At 67.8% G+C, this 16,368-nt stretch carries 17 protein-coding genes, 1 tRNA gene and 1 pseudogene; 8 read left to right on the plus strand and 11 right to left on the minus strand.

Annotated features, from left to right (window positions below):
- Window positions 1-39: 39 nt before the first annotated feature.
- Together PXH83_RS15630 and PXH83_RS15640 are read right to left on the minus strand one after the other, a co-directional pair.
- On the minus strand, window positions 40-465 hold the full coding sequence (locus PXH83_RS15630; RefSeq protein ID WP_274560866.1) for an STAS domain-containing protein: 426 nt from the start codon (window positions 463-465) through the stop codon (window positions 40-42).
- A gap of 625 nt (window positions 466-1,090) precedes the next feature.
- The gene (locus tag PXH83_RS15640; RefSeq protein WP_274560868.1) at window positions 1,091-1,273 is read right to left on the minus strand and encodes a hypothetical protein; all 183 of its coding nucleotides are present in this window, start codon (window positions 1,271-1,273) and stop codon (window positions 1,091-1,093) included.
- Window positions 1,274-1,347: 74 nt separating this feature from the next.
- Here PXH83_RS15640 and PXH83_RS15645 point away from each other — a divergent pair, with 74 nt between their 5' ends.
- On the plus strand, window positions 1,348-1,647 hold the full coding sequence (locus PXH83_RS15645; RefSeq protein WP_274560870.1) for a hypothetical protein: 300 nt from the start codon (window positions 1,348-1,350) through the stop codon (window positions 1,645-1,647).
- Here the strand turns inward: PXH83_RS15645 and PXH83_RS15650 are convergent.
- From PXH83_RS15650 to PXH83_RS15660, 3 genes are all read right to left on the minus strand, one after another.
- Window positions 1,623-1,826 carry a hypothetical protein gene (locus PXH83_RS15650; protein WP_274560872.1) on the minus strand — a complete coding sequence of 68 codons (204 nt, stop codon included), beginning with the start codon at window positions 1,824-1,826 and terminating at the stop codon, window positions 1,623-1,625. The two genes, PXH83_RS15645 and PXH83_RS15650, sit on opposite strands and share 25 nt — an antisense overlap.
- A 133-nt stretch (window positions 1,827-1,959) precedes the next feature.
- Complete coding sequence (locus tag PXH83_RS15655; protein WP_274560874.1) at window positions 1,960-2,133, minus strand: CsbD family protein; 174 nt, start codon at window positions 2,131-2,133, stop codon at window positions 1,960-1,962.
- Window positions 2,134-2,225: 92 nt separating this feature from the next.
- On the minus strand, window positions 2,226-2,405 hold the full coding sequence (locus PXH83_RS15660) for a hydrophobic protein (protein ID WP_274562842.1): 180 nt from the start codon (window positions 2,403-2,405) through the stop codon (window positions 2,226-2,228).
- A gap of 949 nt (window positions 2,406-3,354) precedes the next feature.
- Between PXH83_RS15660 and PXH83_RS15665 the strand changes: the two genes are divergently transcribed.
- From PXH83_RS15665 to PXH83_RS15675, 3 genes and pseudogenes are all read left to right on the plus strand, one after another.
- A complete protein-coding gene (locus PXH83_RS15665) occupies window positions 3,355-3,711 on the plus strand; it encodes a PRC-barrel domain-containing protein (protein ID WP_274560876.1) in 357 nt (118 codons plus the stop codon).
- 59 nt (window positions 3,712-3,770) lie between these two features.
- Window positions 3,771-3,914, plus strand: a complete 144-nt coding sequence (locus PXH83_RS15670) for a hypothetical protein (RefSeq protein ID WP_338054715.1) — start codon at window positions 3,771-3,773, stop codon at window positions 3,912-3,914.
- Between the two features lie 222 nt (window positions 3,915-4,136).
- A pseudogene (locus PXH83_RS15675) lies at window positions 4,137-4,619 on the plus strand (tyrosine-type recombinase/integrase); the annotation flags it as partial.
- Between the two features lie 51 nt (window positions 4,620-4,670).
- Here the strand turns inward: PXH83_RS15675 and PXH83_RS15680 are convergent.
- Window positions 4,671-4,744 (minus strand) — tRNA-Gly (locus PXH83_RS15680).
- A gap of 444 nt (window positions 4,745-5,188) precedes the next feature.
- Between PXH83_RS15680 and dcd the strand changes: the two genes are divergently transcribed.
- Both dcd and PXH83_RS15690 read left to right on the plus strand, forming a co-directional pair.
- Entirely contained in the window at window positions 5,189-5,764 is a 576-nt protein-coding gene (dcd, locus tag PXH83_RS15685; RefSeq protein ID WP_214921527.1) for a dCTP deaminase, read from the plus strand.
- Window positions 5,765-5,771: 7 nt separating this feature from the next.
- A complete protein-coding gene (locus tag PXH83_RS15690; RefSeq protein ID WP_274560880.1) occupies window positions 5,772-6,269 on the plus strand; it encodes a phosphoribosyltransferase in 498 nt (165 codons plus the stop codon).
- Between the two features lie 97 nt (window positions 6,270-6,366).
- On the opposite strand, the gene PXH83_RS15695 is transcribed toward PXH83_RS15690, so the two are convergent.
- The 5 genes from PXH83_RS15695 to PXH83_RS15715 all read right to left on the minus strand — a co-directional run bounded on the left by PXH83_RS15695 (window position 6,367) and on the right by PXH83_RS15715 (window position 13,593).
- Window positions 6,367-7,281 (minus strand): Yip1 family protein, encoded by a 915-nt coding sequence (locus PXH83_RS15695; protein ID WP_274560882.1) that lies wholly within the window; start codon window positions 7,279-7,281, stop codon window positions 6,367-6,369.
- Window positions 7,282-7,757: 476 nt separating this feature from the next.
- A complete protein-coding gene (locus PXH83_RS15700) occupies window positions 7,758-9,233 on the minus strand; it encodes a VCBS repeat-containing protein (protein ID WP_274560884.1) in 1,476 nt (491 codons plus the stop codon).
- 166 nt (window positions 9,234-9,399) lie between these two features.
- Entirely contained in the window at window positions 9,400-10,509 is a 1,110-nt protein-coding gene (locus PXH83_RS15705; RefSeq protein ID WP_274560887.1) for an FG-GAP repeat domain-containing protein, read from the minus strand.
- A gap of 181 nt (window positions 10,510-10,690) precedes the next feature.
- Window positions 10,691-12,961, minus strand: a complete 2,271-nt coding sequence (locus PXH83_RS15710; protein WP_274560889.1) for a (Fe-S)-binding protein — start codon at window positions 12,959-12,961, stop codon at window positions 10,691-10,693.
- A 140-nt stretch (window positions 12,962-13,101) separates the two neighbouring features.
- A complete protein-coding gene (locus PXH83_RS15715) occupies window positions 13,102-13,593 on the minus strand; it encodes a sugar transferase (protein ID WP_274560891.1) in 492 nt (163 codons plus the stop codon).
- A 215-nt stretch (window positions 13,594-13,808) separates the two neighbouring features.
- Here PXH83_RS15715 and dnaK point away from each other — a divergent pair, with 215 nt between their 5' ends.
- Together dnaK and grpE are read left to right on the plus strand one after the other, a co-directional pair.
- Window positions 13,809-15,662 carry a molecular chaperone DnaK gene (dnaK, locus tag PXH83_RS15720; RefSeq protein ID WP_274560893.1) on the plus strand — a complete coding sequence of 618 codons (1,854 nt, stop codon included), beginning with the start codon at window positions 13,809-13,811 and terminating at the stop codon, window positions 15,660-15,662.
- Window positions 15,659-16,345, plus strand: a complete 687-nt coding sequence (grpE, locus tag PXH83_RS15725) for a nucleotide exchange factor GrpE (RefSeq protein WP_274560895.1) — start codon at window positions 15,659-15,661, stop codon at window positions 16,343-16,345. The genes dnaK and grpE overlap by 4 nt, the downstream gene beginning before the upstream one ends.
- Window positions 16,346-16,368 lie beyond the last annotated feature (23 nt).

The raw sequence follows: 16,368 nt of genomic DNA on the forward strand, positions 1-16,368 counted from the left end.
CATCATGGTTCCGCGGCTGCCGCCGCCGGGACCAGGCCATCACAGCACACCGCCCGAGAGGGCAGGCATGATCGGAGCAGGCCGACGCGGCGAGGCTGGAGCGGTCGGGAGGAGTCGGCCCTGGAGAGGAGCGAGCAGGTGTCCGAGCGGAGGGCCGCGGAGCAGGAAGCCGGAGTCGGTGAGTTCGACGAGCCGAGCCACCAGCGGCCGTGGGTGGTGCAGTTGGAGTGATCCACCGGCTGCGGTGGTCTGTTGTGACGCGTGGAGGAAAGTGTTGAGGCCGCGGCAGTCGCAGAAGGCGACAGCTGTGAGGTCGATGTCGATGGTGCGGATGCCGTCGCGCAGGCAGTGCTCCAGCGATTCGCGCACCAGCGGGGCTGTGTCGGTGTCGATTTCACCGGCCAGGGTGAGCAGCGCTCGGCTTTCTCTGTCGTGCCGGTAGACGTTCAGCTGCGGAATGGGCATGACGCCTCGGTTCAGGAGACCATCCGGGCAGCGGATGCGGCGATGCCGGACTTCCGGCTCCTCGTGGCGCGCTCCCGGTAGGGGCATACTTTCGGCGGAGGCAGGCGAATGACCGGTCCAGCCGGCCTGTGTACCAGGACATGGACCCACCCAGTTCCCTCCAGGGGGATGCGCCGGGTGTACGGACGAAGGATCCGCTCCCCGCAGCCATCTGTGTTGAGCAACAACATGCCGCCGGGGTCTGGGACGTCCACGTTGCAGCATAGTCCTCAGTTGGGTCCCGTGGGCGGCCGAAAGCCCTTGTTCTCATGGCCTGGACACTGCCCTGGAGGCGGCAACGCGTGCACATATCCGTTGCACCGCACGGGTGGCTTCGTATGACGGGAGCATCACCGACATCGCCGCACGTCCGCGGGAATGTGATCGGAGCGGTGACCGGAGCGGGTCTCGAAGTCGTCGAGGTCAACACCTCCCTCAACGACGTTCACTTGCCGGACGGCAGGCGGAAGAGACCACCGAGAGCCGGGTGCACTGGCGCCACGCTCCGACGGGGGGCCGCGCCCGGTCGGCACCCAGCGGCCCTGTGGCCGGAGCTGCCTACGAAGGGTGCAAGCTGTCGCCTCGCTCAGCGCCGGCGTCCGCGCCCCCTGGGGGGCCATGCGGACCCCACGCCGCCCGAGTGCACAGCGAGGAGGGCAAGCCCGACAAGCATCAGACTCGTCGGGCTGAAGATCGCCTCGGTCGCCGTCTCGGTGACGTGAATGACGAAGGCGATGACGAAGAGCACGGCCGCCGCGAATGCCAGCATCTGACTTCTCCTGCCAATGGACGGCGAACCACACGTGATCCCGGTGGCTGCGCCGCTATCGGTCGTCTTCCCTGTTGAAGGCCGAGCATTCGATTGGCGACGAACGTGTGCCCGCGGTGCCCGGCTGCGGGGGCCTTACTACGCCCGACCGCTCGGCGCAGAACATCGCAGGGAATGCCGTCCCGAAGATCGACAACGCTCTTCGGATCACGAACCTCTATGGCGACGTCTACCCCGGCGACTTGGTGAATGGTCAAGGGATGATCCACATCGTGTTCCGCTCCTCGGAGGCGTACGACTTCGCGCGCTGGGTGCGCAGACACGCCACCCAGGATGAGGCTGCCCGAGGTCACCAGGACGCGGCAAAGTCATGACGCAACAGGCGCTGATCCCTTCCGGCCCCTTCGGGACAGGTGGCGTTGCAGCCCAGATCGCTGCCATCGGGTCCGAAGCGCCGCTTCAACCCGCGGCCGCCACCGCCCCGGCCGAGTCCGGCGAAGAGGGCGGCGGCCACGACAATGACGGCCACGGCAATGATCACGGCCGTGAACATGGCAGCCCTCTCTGGCTCTTGTGTTGCAATTTGCTCTGCTGCATTCCCATCAACCCCTGTCGGCTCGTGCCCCGCATCGGTGCCTGCCGGGTGATGCCCCACGCGACGTGACCACCACCCGGGGCGGTGGTGGTCAGCGCCTGAAGGCGTCCTTGGCCTTCCCGCCGGACTGCTTCAGGTTGCCGGCGACTCGGTCGGTCTTCCCTTGCCTCTTCAGCCGCGGGTTGCGGGTGGCTCGGCCAATGCCCTCCGTGATCCGGCCCTTGAGTTCCTGTGCCTTGTTCCTGATCTTCTGTTCGAAGCTCATGACTGTCCTCTGATCGTTACTTGGGTGGGGCTCCCGCGCGGGATTGCCGTACAACTGGCCATTCCCGCGGGCGGGACGGGGCTTGGTACGGGCTACCCGCGGCTTCGGCCGTATCGGCGCCCGCCTCGACTGCGACCACCACGGTGGCCGCGCATGGCGAACCCGGCGATCCAGACGACCAGCAGTACAGCCGCGACGTACCAGAGGATTTGCATGGTGAAGCCGAACCCGAACAGAACCAGGATCAGCAGAAGGAGAAGAATCCAGAGCAGCACGGCTGCGCCTCCACGCGGTCACAGGGACATGTCCTGCGTTCCGCGGGGGCTGGGCGAAGCGAAGGTGAAGGCTTTGCCCGGGGAATCCGGAGCACCACAGCCCTACGCCGTCGGTGTCAGTCAACGCCCGTCGGCGACCCCTGTCAACCTGCCCTAGTTGCTGGGGAGTTGTGCTGGGGCGGGTTGGGGCCGCTGGTGTCGACGGAGCCTCGGCAGGGGCTTCAGGCGGCTCGGCCGGTGGGAGGACATGGTCCTCCCACCGGGACAGGCCCATCACGGTGCCGAGCAGGATGAGGGGGAGTGCAGCCGGAACGATCAGCGCGTACATGTGTACCGCCAGTTGTCGGATACGTGCGACGTGGCGGGCAGCGGAAGAGGTGCCCACATGGGGCGCATCGAGGCGGCGCCGGGATCGCATAGCGACGGCGACTTCGGAACGGCCACGCTCGTGACGAGGCGGGGCTCCTGCATCGATGCGCGAGGTGCGCCCCCGAGGGAGCGCGGTAACTTCTCGACGCTGCCGGGGGCCCGGGCCGCACCACACAAGCTAGTCGTCGACGCACTCCCTGAACATGCGTCAGGGGCATTTGGTGACGGGCAGGGCTGTCCCACGCATGGCTGTCTACGGCGTACGGGCAGGACTGCGCTGGTCAGAGAGTCCCGAGCCCCCGGCAGCGATGACCTATTCCGCTCCGAGGAGCTCGCGGCGCACAGGGGGGCGGTTCCTCCCATCGCCCTGGCTGCTCTCCACTTGGGGGAGGCTGCGCAGAGATCAAAGTCGCGAGCGCGATGCGAAGCCCACGCGCGTTCGCAGAGTGCGTGCGCTGGTTCGGGCGAGCAGGCAGGGGCACACTGAGGAGTAGGTAGGCCACAGGCCCGAGGCCAGGTGCTGCTGCCAGTTGAACGCGCACGCCCCGGGCGTCGGGGCCTCGCGAAGGGACCCAGGATGATCCAGGTGGGCGATATCCGCGACTGGCGCGACCACGACGTCGTCGACCGCGACGGACACAAGATCGGCAGGCTGGAAGCGATCTATGTGGACACCAGCACCGACGAGCCGGCCATGGCGACCGTCCAGGTCGGTCTGCCCACCCGTCACCGCCTGGTCTTCGTACCGCTGGACGGCGCGACCGTAGGGCCGGGTCACGTCAGGGTCGCCCACGACAAGGCGTTGGTGAAGGAGTGCCCCTCGATCGGCACGGACGACGTCCTGCCCGCTGAGGAGGAGGAACCGATCTTCCGGCACTACGGCCTGACCTACCAGTCGGGCACCGACGGTGAGCGGCAGCTCGCCCGGCGCTGAGCGCCCGCTCCTACGAAGGAGGCATCCGCCTCAGGGTCCTGTTCCTTCTCGTGCTCGTCGTGGCCATCGTGCTGGGCATCATCGGAGTGGCCGTCGAGGGCATGCTCTATCTGCTCTCCATCGGCGTCGTGCTCCTCGTCGCCGGTGTGGCGTACCTCGCTGTTCGCTCCGCATTGGGCTCACGCCGACGCCCGGTCCGCTGACGCGTCGGCTCTCTGTCCGCCGAGCGCCGAACGTCGCCCGAGAGCACCGCCGGGTGGCCGCACGCCTGTTGCGCGTGCCGACGCCACGGGAGGGTGGTCGTGCCGACGTGCGGCAGGGCGAAGACCGGTCCGGATGCCGGGTCGTGCTGCCAGGAACGGATTGGGATGCTGCGCGGGGTGAATCCCCCTGCCTCGCTGGCCCTCGCCCGCTTTCGGGACAAACCGGAACTGACCACCGGCCGGCGTGCCCCTGGTGATACGAAGTCTGTGGCGGGGAAGCGATTCCTCGTCCTGCCCGGCTTCAGGGAGCAAGACCTGCGGCGGCATCTTGCCTGGTACGCGGAGAAGGAGCCGAACGGTCTGCTGTTCGTGGGGGAGAGGGGCAAGCCGTTCCGCCGCTCCACCTTCGGGCGAAAGTGGCGCAAGGCTCGCGCCAAGGTCGGGTTGCCGGACACCTTCCGCTTTTACGATCTTCGTCACACGGGCCACACGCTCTCGACGCAGTCGGGTGCCACGCTCAAGGACACGATGGTGCGCGCCGGACAGTCGTCCGAGAAGGCAGCGATGATCTATCAGCACTCGAACCTGGAGCGCCAGAGGGAAGTCGCCGCCGGGATCGATGGCCGGGTGAGGGCTGAGCGGAAGAAGGCTGCTGAGAAGCCGGATGATCAAGCATCGGGCACGCAACGGGCACAAGGCGCTTGATCTGGTCTAGACAACAAAGAAGCCCCGGGCTGCTGGCCTGGGGCTTTTGCTTGGAGCGGGTGACGAGAATCGAACTCGCGCTCTGAGCTTGGGAAGCTCATGTTCTACCATTAAACTACACCCGCGCGGGGGGCCGTTGGTTCGGCACCGCATCGTCGCACACTGTACCCCATGTCCCGCTCTTCGTGCATTTGCCGAGGTGTTTTCGTGGCGGGGTTCGGGCGTACCTTTGGGGGCGGAGTGCCGTCTGGAGTGGCGTCCTGTTCATCCCCTAATGTGGCTTTCTCGTCCACGCTTGGGGAAGGGACTTGATGGACTTGATGGAGCCCACCGTCGTCCGTTGTGCCGAAGGGCACGTGTTCAGCACCACATCGTTCCCGCTGCAGCAGCTCGGCGCCGGCCGTATCGGGCCGGGGCGGCTCATCCGGTGTCCGCGGTGTGCGCGGCTCAGGCATGCGGTGCCCGTGGTGCTGGAGCAGCAGCGTTAGTGAGTGGTTGAGACGTCCGTGAGAGAGCGCGTGGGGCCGTCCGATTGGGGCGGGCCCGCGCGCTCTGCGTATCCTCGGGGCGTGCTTCTCTCAGACAAGGACATCCGGGCCGAGATCGACGCCGGACGCGTGCGCATTGATCCGTACGACGAATCCATGGTGCAGCCCTCGAGCATCGACGTGCGGCTCGACCGCTACTTCCGGGTGTTCGAGAACCACCGCTACCCGCATATTGATCCGGCCGTCGAGCAGGCCGATCTGACGCGGCTGGTCGAGCCGGACGGGGACGAGGCGTTCATCCTGCACCCCGGTGAGTTCGTTCTCGCTTCTACGTACGAAACGATCACTCTGCCGGACAATCTTGCTTCCCGGCTGGAGGGGAAGAGCTCGCTCGGGCGGCTCGGGCTTGTTACCCACTCGACTGCCGGGTTCATTGATCCCGGGTTCTCCGGACATGTCACGCTTGAGCTGTCCAATCTCGCTACGCTGCCGATCAAGCTGTGGCCGGGCATGAAGATCGGGCAGCTGTGCATGTTCCAGCTGAGCTCGCCGACCGAGTTCCCGTACGGTTCCGAGCGGTACGGGTCGCGTTATCAGGGGCAGCGCGGGCCGACGGCCTCGCGGTCCTTCCTCAATTTTCATCGGACGCAGGTGTGACGCGGGTATGAGTGACGTACGGGAGAACCTGACCTACGACGGGTTCGGTAAAGCGATTCGTGAGCTCGCGCAGACCATTGCCGACGACGGGTACGAGCCCGACATCGTGCTCAGCATCGCCCGCGGCGGCGTTTTCGTCGCGGGTGGGCTTGCTTATGCGTTGGATGTGAAGAATATCCATCTCGTGAATGTCGAGTTTTATACCGGGGTCGGTACGACCCTGGAGATGCCGGTCATGCTGGCGCCCGTCCCCGACGCGATCGACTTCAGCAATAAAAAGGTGCTGATCACGGACGACGTCGCCGACACCGGCAAGACGCTCAAGCTCGTGCACGATTTCTGCCTCGATCACGTCGCCGAGGTGCGCAGCGCCGTTGTTTATGAGAAGTCGCACTCGTTGGTGAAGTGCGAGTACGTCTGGAAGCGCACCGACGAGTGGATCAACTTCCCGTGGAGTGTCGAGAAGCCGGTCGTGCGTCGTGCTGGGCAAGTCCTCGATGCATAGGCGTTGAATTCGTTTGAGTTTGGATGCCAGAAGGCCCCGGTGCGGTTTCGCATCGGGGCCCTTTGCCGTTGAGGTGTTGAGGTGTTGAGTTTGTGGGTTAGATCGTGCCCAGCTTGATCAAGGACAGCAGGGCGATCAGCTGGATCGCCGACGCCCCCAGTGCCTTCGGCCACGGCAGGTCGTGCGACTTGCTCACCATCGAGGTGAAGAGCGCCGCCGCCCCCAGCCAGGTGACCCAGCCCAGCACCTGGACCAGGGAGTTCTCGCCGCCCAGGAAGAGCGCGAAGACCAGGCGCGGGGCGTCCGTCAGCGACATGATCAGCATGGAGAGGCCGACGGTCGGCTGCCAGGAACCGTTGCCGCCCAGCTGGCGCGCGAGCGTGTGCGTCACGCCGCCCAGGATCAGGCCGCAGACAATCATCGCGATGCCTGTGGTCAGGACGTACGGGATGGCGTTGGAGAGCGTCGCGTTGATCGCCTCGTCGCGCGCCTTGTCGAAGCCGAAGATCGCCAGCAGTCCGTAGAGGAACGTCACGATCAGCGCCGGGCCCCACACCGCGTAGTCGCGCATCTGCCAGAACGTCGGGCCCGGGCGCAGCACGATGCCGCTCAGCAGCTGCTTCCAGTGCAGGCGCGGGCCGGCGGGCTGGGCGGGGGTGTTGCCGGCGGGGTACGGGGTGCCGTCGCCGTAGGGGTCCTCGCCGATGCTGAATGCCTGCGTGTGGCCCGGGTTGTTGTTGCTGTTGGCGTACGGGTCACCACCCCCTTGGCCGCCGTACGGGGGCTGTCGGCCCTGGTGTCCCTGGCCATGCCCATGCCCCTGGTACGGGTCGCCGAAGTACTCGGGCTCGCCGTGCTGCCCGCCGTACTGCGGCGCCTGCGGCCACTGCTGCTGGCCGTACGGGGGTTGAGGCGATGCCTGTTGCCCGTACGGCTGTTGCTGCGGGTGCCGCTGCGGTTGTTGTTGCGGGGTGCGGTTGTCCCGGCCGCGTCCGATCCTGAATCCAGCCACGTAATCGAACGTACCTGGTCCGGATGGGCCGAGTGCCGGGCCTGCCCCAACAGGCCCGGCTTTGCGGCCGAGCTGTGACATCCCTTAGGGGGTCCCTGACGGGTTGTCCCCAGGAGGGCTGTCGCGTGCGGTGCCTGCTGTCAGTTGGCCAGCGCCGCGCTGAACGAGGCGCTTCCCGCCAGGCCCGCGTCGCGCGCCGTCAGCGACACCGAGCGGGTGGTCGTGGTGCCGGTGGTGCCGGTGGGATCGTGCGGGGGCGTGCGGGGGCGTGCCGCTCCGGGGCGGCATTCGGGACTGCATGATTCAGCCGCCGAGCGGGGGCTGCGTTGCGAGGCGAGTAATCAGCGCACACATCACGCTCTACGTCCCGAACACCGCCCCCTCCGCGACCCGCCCCCTTGCGCCGGTGGGTGGTGGGTGGTGGGCGGGCCCGTGGGGTGTGGGCCCGCCCGTACGGTCGGTCGGTCGTACGACGGTCAGTCGGCGAAGTTGACGCCGAAGCTGGGCCGGCCGGTCGTCGAGACGCCGGACGCGCTCGGCGAGATGGTGCGGCTGCCGGTCGTGGTGATCTTCGCGCCGTTGGACGGCAGGTAGAGAACCGCGCCGTTGCCGTCGTTCTCGTACGAGCCCGCCAGCAGGTCGGCCCTGCCGTCGCCGGTGACGTCGTCGAGCTTCACGTCCGAGCCCAGTGCGTCGTACGTCTCGTCGTTGCCGGGGACGCCCGCGGTGCTCTGGGCGAAGGTCTGGGCGCCCGAGGTGGTGTTGAGGCCGCTCGCGGAGCCGTAGAGGACGGTGACCATGCCGGTGTCGGTGTAGCCGCCGATGTTCTCGCCGGCGACGCCGACCACGAGGTCCTGGTAACCGTCGCCGTTGATGTCGCCGAGGTCCAGCTCGTAGCCGAAGTAGTCGTTCTTCTCGGCGGTGCCGGGGACGTTGCCGGTGTTCTGGGTGATGCCGGTGGTGGAGCCGACGCCGGCCGCGGCGCCGTAGGTGATCCACACCTTGCCGCCGTCCGAGGCCTCGGGGAACGATACGTCGCCGTTGGTCCTGTTCCAGTACATGCCGGTGACGATGTCGCCGTAGCCGTCGGCGTCGATGTCGCCGATCGCGGTGATCACGCCCGCCTTGAGGGGGCGGGCGTCGCCGGCGGACAGGCCGCCGTCGGTGCCGGGCACGAGGTAGTTGGTGTTCCAGCCGTACTCGGTGTCGGTCTCGAAGCCGTCGACGACCAGGTCTGTGCGGCGGTCGCCGTTGACGTCGCCGGCGGTGACGTTGAGGGGGCCGCGGGCCGTGCCGCCCGACCTGATCGGGGGCTTGACCGTGTATCGGCCGCCGATCGCCTTGCCGGTGGCGCTGATGCCGCCCTTGAAGACCTGGATGGTGCTGGAGGTGTTGCCGACGGCCAGGTCGGCCGTGCCGTCGCCGTCGAAGTCGCCGGCGGCCAGGTTCTTGCCCCACCGGTCGTGCTGGGAGGGGGCCGGGTCGGCGATCGTGACGCCCGTGCCGGTGATGCCGCTGGCGGAGCCCCACAGTACGGCGACGGTGCCGCCGTCGGCGTCGCTCCCGACGTCCTCGCCGTAGGCGGAGACGGCGATGTCGTCGTAGCCGTCGCCGTTGAAGTCGGCGTACGCGGTCTCCGCGCCGAAGTAGTCGCCGGCCTCGGCTGCGCCGGGAGTGCCGGTGGTGTTCTGGCTGATCACGGAGCGCTTGGCGGACGACACGCCGGTGGCGGTGCCGAACAGGACGACCAGTTGGCCGGCTTCCTTCTTCCCGCTGACGTAGGCGCCGGCGGCGGAGAAGGCGACGTCGCCGATGCCGTCGCCGTTGAAGTCGGCCTGCGGGACGTGTGTGGAGTCCGCGGCCGTCGCCGTGGCGGCCGAGAACGTGAGCAGACCGCCGGTGAGGGCGGCCGCCGTGGCGGTGGCGAGGGTGGTGCGGAGGCTTCTGTGCATGCGGAGTTCTCCTGCTGCATGCCGGGACGCATGGTGCGCGTCCGAGTCAATGGGGTGCGGATCGCACGTGTTTGCCAGGAGTTGATCTCTGGTACACGTGGTGATCGGCGCACAGGAGACTGCTGATGGGGCCGAAGGGTTGTACGGGTCAGCGGTGTTTTTGGTGTCAGCGGTGGTCGGTGGAGAACAGCGCCGTGGAGAAGGCTGCGCCCTTCTTGCCGGTCCCCCAGTGGACGGCCACCAGGTCGGTCGTCTCGCCCCGGTGCGTACGCACCACCGTGTCCGGCCGCCTGTCGCCGTCGAAGTCGGCGTACCGGAGTACGTCGGTGACCGCCGTCCCCTCGCCCGCCGGGAGTTCGCCCGCAGGCAGCGCCTTCACGGCCTTGTAGGTATACGTGCCGCCCGGGCGCCCGGGGCCCGTCGGGCCGCCGAGCAGCAGCTTGGCGCGGGCGGCCGCGCCGGGCTCGCGCGCGCGGGTGGCGGAGACGAAGTCGTCGTAACCGTCGGCGTTGACGTCCGCCTTCGGCTCGGGGGAGGAGAGGACGGGGCCAACGCCCGGGACCGCCCCGCCGGCCGCGCGCGGGGCTCCCTTGCGGGTGAACGGGCCGCGCAGGTAGCTGAACCGGCCGCCGCTGGCGGTCACCGCGAGGTCCTGGCTGCCGTCGCCGTCGAAGTCGCCGCAGACGGGGTGGTCGGGCCATTCGTTGCCGAAGCGGGCCGCCTCGGGGATGCGGAGCTTGACCGCTTTGCCGGTGAGGCCGTCCGGGCTGCCGAAGAGGATCTGGAGCGGTACGGGCGGCCGGCCTGTGCCGTTGAACGGCGGGTCGGTGGTGACCACCAGGTCGGCGAAGCCGTCCTGGTCGAGGTCGCAGGCCGCCTCGGCGTCGAAGGCGGCCGGGAGGGTGCCCTCGGTGGGGGCGGCATTGCGGGTGGGGGTGAGGAGCCGGCGTACGGCCGGGTCGGGGCCGCGCCCGGATCCGTACACGACGCCGATGCCCGCGTCGTCGCCCAGCCGGTCCTCCGGGCCCTTGACCAGGTCATTGAGTACGAGGTCGCGGTGGCCGTCACCGTTGAAGTCGTACGGGACGCGGCTGCCCCTGCCGTGCGGTACCGGGCGCGTGGGCGGGGCGTCGGCCTTGTTCGCGAGGGCGGCGGTTGAGGGCTTGCCGCCTCCCTTCGCGCCGTCTCCCGAGGCGGAGGGGCTGTCGGCGGAGGCGCTGCAGCCCGTCAGGAATACCGCGCAGCCCACTGCTGCCGCTGCGATTCCTCTTCGCACGACCCACCTCGTCCGTATCGCATGTTGTCAGTTGCAACATGATGCTCCCGTTTGACCGTTGCGTTAAGGCAACGGACCGATCCCGATCGCCGCATACGAGAAGCGGCCGGCCCTGCCCCCGAGGCAGGTCCGGCCGCTTCTTCGTTTACGTACGTGGCCTACATACGTGGCCGTACGTCGGCTACTTCACCGGCTCCGGCTCCTCCGGCGCATCCTCGGTCTCCGCCTCACCGGCAGGCTCCGCAGGCGTACGCACCGAGTCGAGCAGCAGCTGCGCCACGTCCACGACCTGGAGCGATTCCTTCGCCTTGCCGTCGTTCTTCTTGCCGTTCACGGAGTCCGTGAGCATCACGAGGCAGAAGGGGCAGGCGGTGGAGACGATGTCCGGGTTGAGGGACAGGGCCTCGTCGACGCGCTCGGTGTTGATGCGCTTGCCGATCCGCTCCTCCATCCACATCCGCGCACCACCGGCGCCACAGCAGAAGCCGCGCTCCTTGTGACGGTGCATCTCCTGCTGGCGCAGGCCCGGGACGGCGGACATGATCTCGCGCGGCGGCGTGTAGACCTTGTTGTGACGGCCCAGGTAGCAGGGGTCGTGGTACGTGATCAGACCCTCGACCGGCGTCACCGGGATCAGCTTGCCCTCGTCGATGAGGTGCTGGAGCAGCTGCGTGTGGTGGATGACCTCGAACTCGCCGCCCAGCTGCGGGTATTCGTTCGCGATCGTGTTGAAGCAGTGCGGGCAGGTCGCGACGATCTTCTTCGACGCCTTGGGCTTCTTCGTCGCCGGGTCGTCGTCATCCTCGCCGTACGCCATGTTCAGCATCGCCACGTTCTCCTGGCCGAGCTGCTGGAACAGCGGCTCGTTGCCCAGGCGGCGGGCCGAGTCACCCGTGCACTTCTCGTCGCCGCCCATGATCGCGAACTTGACGCCCGCCATGTGCAGCAGCTCCGCGAAGGCCTTGGTGGTCTTCTTCGCCCGGTCTTCGAGCGCACCCGCGCAGCCGACCCAGTAGAGGTACTCGACCTCGGTCAGGTCGTCGATGGTCTTGCCGACAATGGGGACCTCGAAGTCGACCTCCTTGGTCCACTCCACCCGCTGCTTCTTGGCGAGACCCCAGGGGTTGCCCTTCTTCTCCAGGTTCTTGAGCATCGTCCCGGCCTCGGACGGGAACGCGCTCTCGATCATCACCTGGTAGCGGCGCATGTCGACGATGTGGTCGATGTGCTCGATGTCGACCGGGCACTGCTCGACGCACGCACCGCAGGTGGTGCAGGACCACAGCACGTCCGGGTCGATGACGCCGTTCTCTTCGAGCGTCCCGATCAGCGGGCGCTCGGCCTCGGCGAGTGCCGAAGCGGGTACGTCCTTGAGCTGCTCCTCGGTGGCCTTCTCGTTGCCCTCCATGTCCTTGCCGCCGCCCGCGAGCAGGTACGGCGCCTTGGCGTGCGCGTGGTCGCGCAGGGACATGATCAGGAGCTTCGGGGAGAGGGGCTTGCCCGTGTTCCAGGCGGGGCACTGCGACTGGCAGCGGCCGCACTCCGTACACGTGGAGAAGTCGAGGATGCCCTTCCAGGAGAACTGCTCGACCTGCGAGACACCGAAGACGTCGTCCTCGCCCGGGTCCTCGAAGTTGATCTCCTTGCCGCCGCTGGTCATCGGCTGGAGCGCACCGAGCGCGACTCCGCCGTCCGACTCGCGCTTGAACCAGATGTTCGGGAAGCCGAGGAAGCGGTGCCAGGCCACACCCATGTTGGTGTTGAGCGAGACCGTGATCATCCAGATCAGCGACGTGCCGATCTTGATCATCGCGGTGAAGTAGATCAGCGTCTGGAGGGTGGGGACGCTCAGCCCGTCGAAGGCGAGCACCAGCGGGTACGACACGAAGTACGCGGCGTCGTAACCCTCGACGTGGTGGATCGCGCCTTCCAGGCCGCGCAGGGCCAGGATCGCCAGGCCGATCGTCAGGATGATGTATTCGACGAAGTACGCCTGCCAGGCCTTGGAGCCCGCGAACCGCGACTTGCGGCCGGCCCGCGAGGGCAGGCTCATCAGCCGGATCGCCATCAGGACGACGATGCCCACCACCGTCATCAGGCCGATGAACTCGATGTACATCTCGAACGGCAGGAAGCCGCCGATGACCGGCAGCACCCAGTCGGCCTGGAACAGCTGGCCGTACGCCTGCGCGAGGGTCGGCGGCAGCGTCAGGAAGCCGATCGCGACGAACCAGTGCGCCACGCCCACGATCCCCCACCGGTTCATCCGGCTGTGGCCGAGGAATTCCTTGGCGAGGGTGATCGTGCGCTGCTTCGGGTTGCCGGTGCGGCTGCCCGCGGGGACGGGCTGGCCCAGCTTGACGAACCGGTAGATCTGCGCGACGGCTCGGGCGATGAGCGCAACGCCGACCACGGTCAAGACCAGCGACACGATGATCGCGGCGAGTTGCATTTGGGGGCTCCTCGGGCCTGCGAGGGTGGAAATCCAGTGGGCTTACTAAGCGGTAACTTATGTAGTTCGTGCTGAGCGTACCCACTTATGCGGCCGCACTGTAGCCGCGCCTGCGGTGATCTGCGTCGCTGAGGCGAGCCTCAGCCCCGGGTGGCGAAGACCGCGGGCACGGTGCGGACCAGAATCAGCAGGTCGAGGCCGAGCCAGTGCTGGTCGACGTAGTGCAGATCCAGGACGCCCATCTCCTCCCACGGTAGGTCGGAGCGCCTCCCAATCTGCCACAGACCGGTCAGACCGGGTCGTACGAGCTGCCGCGCCGCCGTGGACTCCGGATGGCCGGGCGGCAGCGCGCAGGGGCCCACCAGGGACATCTCGCCGCGCAGTACGTGGATCAGCCGCGGGAGTGCGTCCAGACGCCACCGCCGGAGCAGCCGGCCGGTCGTCGTCCCGGGCCTGGTGCGGAGCGTCAGCATCTGGAAGGGGCGTCCCGCGAGGCCCGCCCTGGTCGTCCGTGCGAGAACCGGGCCCGGCGAGGTTGCGGCGACGGCCGCGGCGGCCAGGAGCATCAAGGGGGCGGCGATCAGCAGCAGGATCGGGCCGGCCGTCAGGTCGAAGATCCGCTTGGCGAACATGTGGCGTACCTTTTCATGGCATTCGTCATGAAACCCGCTCTGTGGATCAGCGGCGTGCCGCCCCTGTGGCGCCCGTTCGGGTTACCGCTGCCCAGCTGCCACTGCACATAAGGGCCGCATAAGAGTTGAGCCTCCTCGACTCATGTCTGTTGACGACTTTTGATCCGTCGTGCATCCTTGAGTCTGTTCCACTCAAGTCAGCTGGAGGAATTGAAATGGCACGTGCGGTCGGCATCGACCTGGGCACTACTAACTCCGTCGTCAGCGTTCTGGAGGGCGGCGAGCCCACCGTCATCACCAACGCCGAAGGCGCCAGGACCACGCCGTCCGTCGTCGCCTTCGCGAAGAACGGTGAGGTGCTGGTCGGCGAGGTTGCCAAGCGTCAGGCGGTCACCAACGTCGACAGGACCATCCGGTCGGTCAAGCGCCACATGGGCACCGACTGGAGCATCGAGCTCGACGGGAAGAACTTCAACCCGCAGCAGATGAGCGCCTTCATCCTGCAGAAGCTCAAGCGCGACGCGGAGGCCTACCTGGGCGAGAAGGTGGCCGACGCGGTCATCACCGTCCCGGCGTACTTCAACGACTCCGAGCGCCAGGCGACGAAGGAGGCCGGCGAGATCGCGGGCCTCAACGTCCTGCGCATCGTCAACGAGCCGACCGCCGCCGCCCTGGCGTACGGCCTCGACAAGGACGACCAGACCATCCTCGTCTTCGACCTCGGTGGCGGCACCTTCGACGTCTCGCTGCTGGAGATCGGCGACGGCGTCGTCGAGGTGAAGGCCACCAACGGTGACAACCACCTCGGTGGTGACGACTGGGACCAGCGCGTCGTCGACTACCTCGTGAAGCAGTTCCACTCCGGTCACGGCGTGGACCTCTCCAAGGACAAGATGGCGCTCCAGCGCCTGCGCGAGGCGGCCGAGAAGGCCAAGATCGAGCTGTCCTCCTCCACCGAGACCTCGATCAACCTGCCGTACATCACGGCGTCGGCCGAGGGCCCGCTGCACCTGGACGAGAAGCTCACGCGCTCGCAGTTCCAGCAGCTGACCGCCGACCTGCTGGAGCGGTGCAAGACGCCGTTCCACAACGTCATCAAGGACGCGGGCATCCAGCTCTCCGAGATCGACCACGTCGTTCTCGTCGGTGGCTCGACCCGTATGCCGGCCGTCGCCGAGCTCGTCAAGGAGCTCACGGGCGGTCAGGACGCCAACAAGGGTGTGAACCCGGACGAGGTCGTCGCCATCGGCGCCTCGCTCCAGGCCGGTGTCCTCAAGGGCGAGGTCAAGGACGTTCTGCTCCTCGACGTCACGCCGCTGTCGCTTGGTATCGAGACCAAGGGCGGCATCATGACGAAGCTCATCGAGCGCAACACGACGATCCCGACCAAGCGTTCCGAGATCTTCACGACGGCCGAGGACAACCAGCCGTCCGTGCAGATCCAGGTCTACCAGGGCGAGCGCGAGATCGCGGCGTACAACAAGAAGCTCGGTATGTTCGAGCTGACCGGTCTGCCGCCGGCCCCGCGCGGTGTCCCGCAGATCGAGGTCGCCTTCGACATCGACGCCAACGGCATCATGCACGTCGCTGCCAAGGACCTCGGCACCGGCAAGGAGCAGAAGATGACCGTCACCGGTGGCTCCTCGCTGCCGAAGGACGAGGTCAACCGGATGCGCGAAGAGGCCGAGAAGTACGCGGACGAGGACCACAAGCGCCGCGAGGCCGCCGAGGCCCGCAACCAGGCCGAGCAGCTCGTCTACCAGACGGAGAAGTTCCTCAAGGACAACGAGGACAAGGTTCCGGGTGACGTGAAGACCGAGGTCGAGACGTCCATCACCGAGCTGAAGGAAAAGCTCAAGGGTGAGGACACGGCGGAGATCCGCACGGCGACGGAGAAGGTCGCGGCCGTGTCGCAGAAGCTGGGCCAGGCCATGTACGCGGACGCCCAGGCCTCGCAGGCCGCGGGCGACGCCGGCGCCGGCGAGCAGCCCAAGGCGGAGGACGACGTCGTCGACGCCGAGATCGTCGACGACGAGAAGGACGCCGGACGTCAGGGAGGCGCCGCATGACGGAGGAGACTCCGGGCTTCGAGGAGAAGCCCGACGTCCCTTCCGGCGCCGGCACAGAAGACGCCGAGCCGCAGGCCGCCACGCCTGACCAGGCAGGGGCCGACTCCCTCAAGGGGTCGGGCCCGGCGGCCGCCGGCGGGGACGTGGACGTAAAGGAAGCGGCTCTGACCGCGCAGCTGGACCAGGTCCGTATGGCGCTCAACGAGCGCACCGCGGATCTCCAGAGGCTGCAGGCGGAGTACCAGAACTACCGCCGCCGGGTGGAGCGGGACCGGGTCACGGTCAAGGAGATCGCCGTCGCGAACCTCCTGACCGAGCTCCTCCCGACCCTCGACGACGTCGGCCGGGCGCGTGAACACGGCGAGCTGCTCGGCGGGTTCAAGTCGGTGGGCGAATCGCTGGAGACGGTCGCCGCCAAGATGGGTCTGCAGCAGTTCGGCAAGGAGGGTGAGCCCTTCGACCCGACGATCCACGAAGCCCTGATGCACTCGTACGCACCGGACGTCGAAGAGACCACGTGCGTTGCGATCCTGCAGCCGGGCTACCGGATCGGCGAGCGGACCATCCGGCCCGCCCGCGTCGCGGTCGCCGAGCCCCAGCCCGGTGCCACGCCGCCCGCCAAGGCGGACGAGGCGTCGGCCCCGGCATCGGACGAGGAGAGCGGTGGCCCGGACGAGGGCTGACGTCGGCGGAAAGCGCAGTAACG

The organism is Streptomyces spiramyceticus (assembly GCF_028807635.1).
GTDB lineage: Bacteria > Actinomycetota > Actinomycetes > Streptomycetales > Streptomycetaceae > Streptomyces > Streptomyces spiramyceticus.

What these genes read in the sequence shown, in the direction of transcription:
- PXH83_RS15665 (WP_274560876.1), top strand. Translation starts at nt 3,355, where the DNA reads ATGATCCAGGTGGGCGATATCCGCGACTGGCGCGACCACGACGTCGTC.
- PXH83_RS15715 (WP_274560891.1), bottom strand. Translation starts at nt 13,593, where the DNA reads ATGTTCGCCAAGCGGATCTTCGACCTGACGGCCGGCCCGATCCTGCTG.
- PXH83_RS15640 (WP_274560868.1), bottom strand. Translation starts at nt 1,273, where the DNA reads ATGCTGGCATTCGCGGCGGCCGTGCTCTTCGTCATCGCCTTCGTCATT.
- PXH83_RS15710 (WP_274560889.1), bottom strand. Translation starts at nt 12,961, where the DNA reads ATGCAACTCGCCGCGATCATCGTGTCGCTGGTCTTGACCGTGGTCGGC.
- PXH83_RS15700 (WP_274560884.1), bottom strand. Translation starts at nt 9,233, where the DNA reads ATGCACAGAAGCCTCCGCACCACCCTCGCCACCGCCACGGCGGCCGCC.
- PXH83_RS15655 (WP_274560874.1), bottom strand. Translation starts at nt 2,133, where the DNA reads ATGAGCTTCGAACAGAAGATCAGGAACAAGGCACAGGAACTCAAGGGC.
- PXH83_RS15690 (WP_274560880.1), top strand. Translation starts at nt 5,772, where the DNA reads ATGAGTGACGTACGGGAGAACCTGACCTACGACGGGTTCGGTAAAGCG.
- dnaK (WP_274560893.1), top strand. Translation starts at nt 13,809, where the DNA reads ATGGCACGTGCGGTCGGCATCGACCTGGGCACTACTAACTCCGTCGTC.
- grpE (WP_274560895.1), top strand. Translation starts at nt 15,659, where the DNA reads ATGACGGAGGAGACTCCGGGCTTCGAGGAGAAGCCCGACGTCCCTTCC.
- PXH83_RS15630 (WP_274560866.1), bottom strand. Translation starts at nt 465, where the DNA reads ATGCCCATTCCGCAGCTGAACGTCTACCGGCACGACAGAGAAAGCCGA.
- PXH83_RS15650 (WP_274560872.1), bottom strand. Translation starts at nt 1,826, where the DNA reads ATGTTCACGGCCGTGATCATTGCCGTGGCCGTCATTGTCGTGGCCGCC.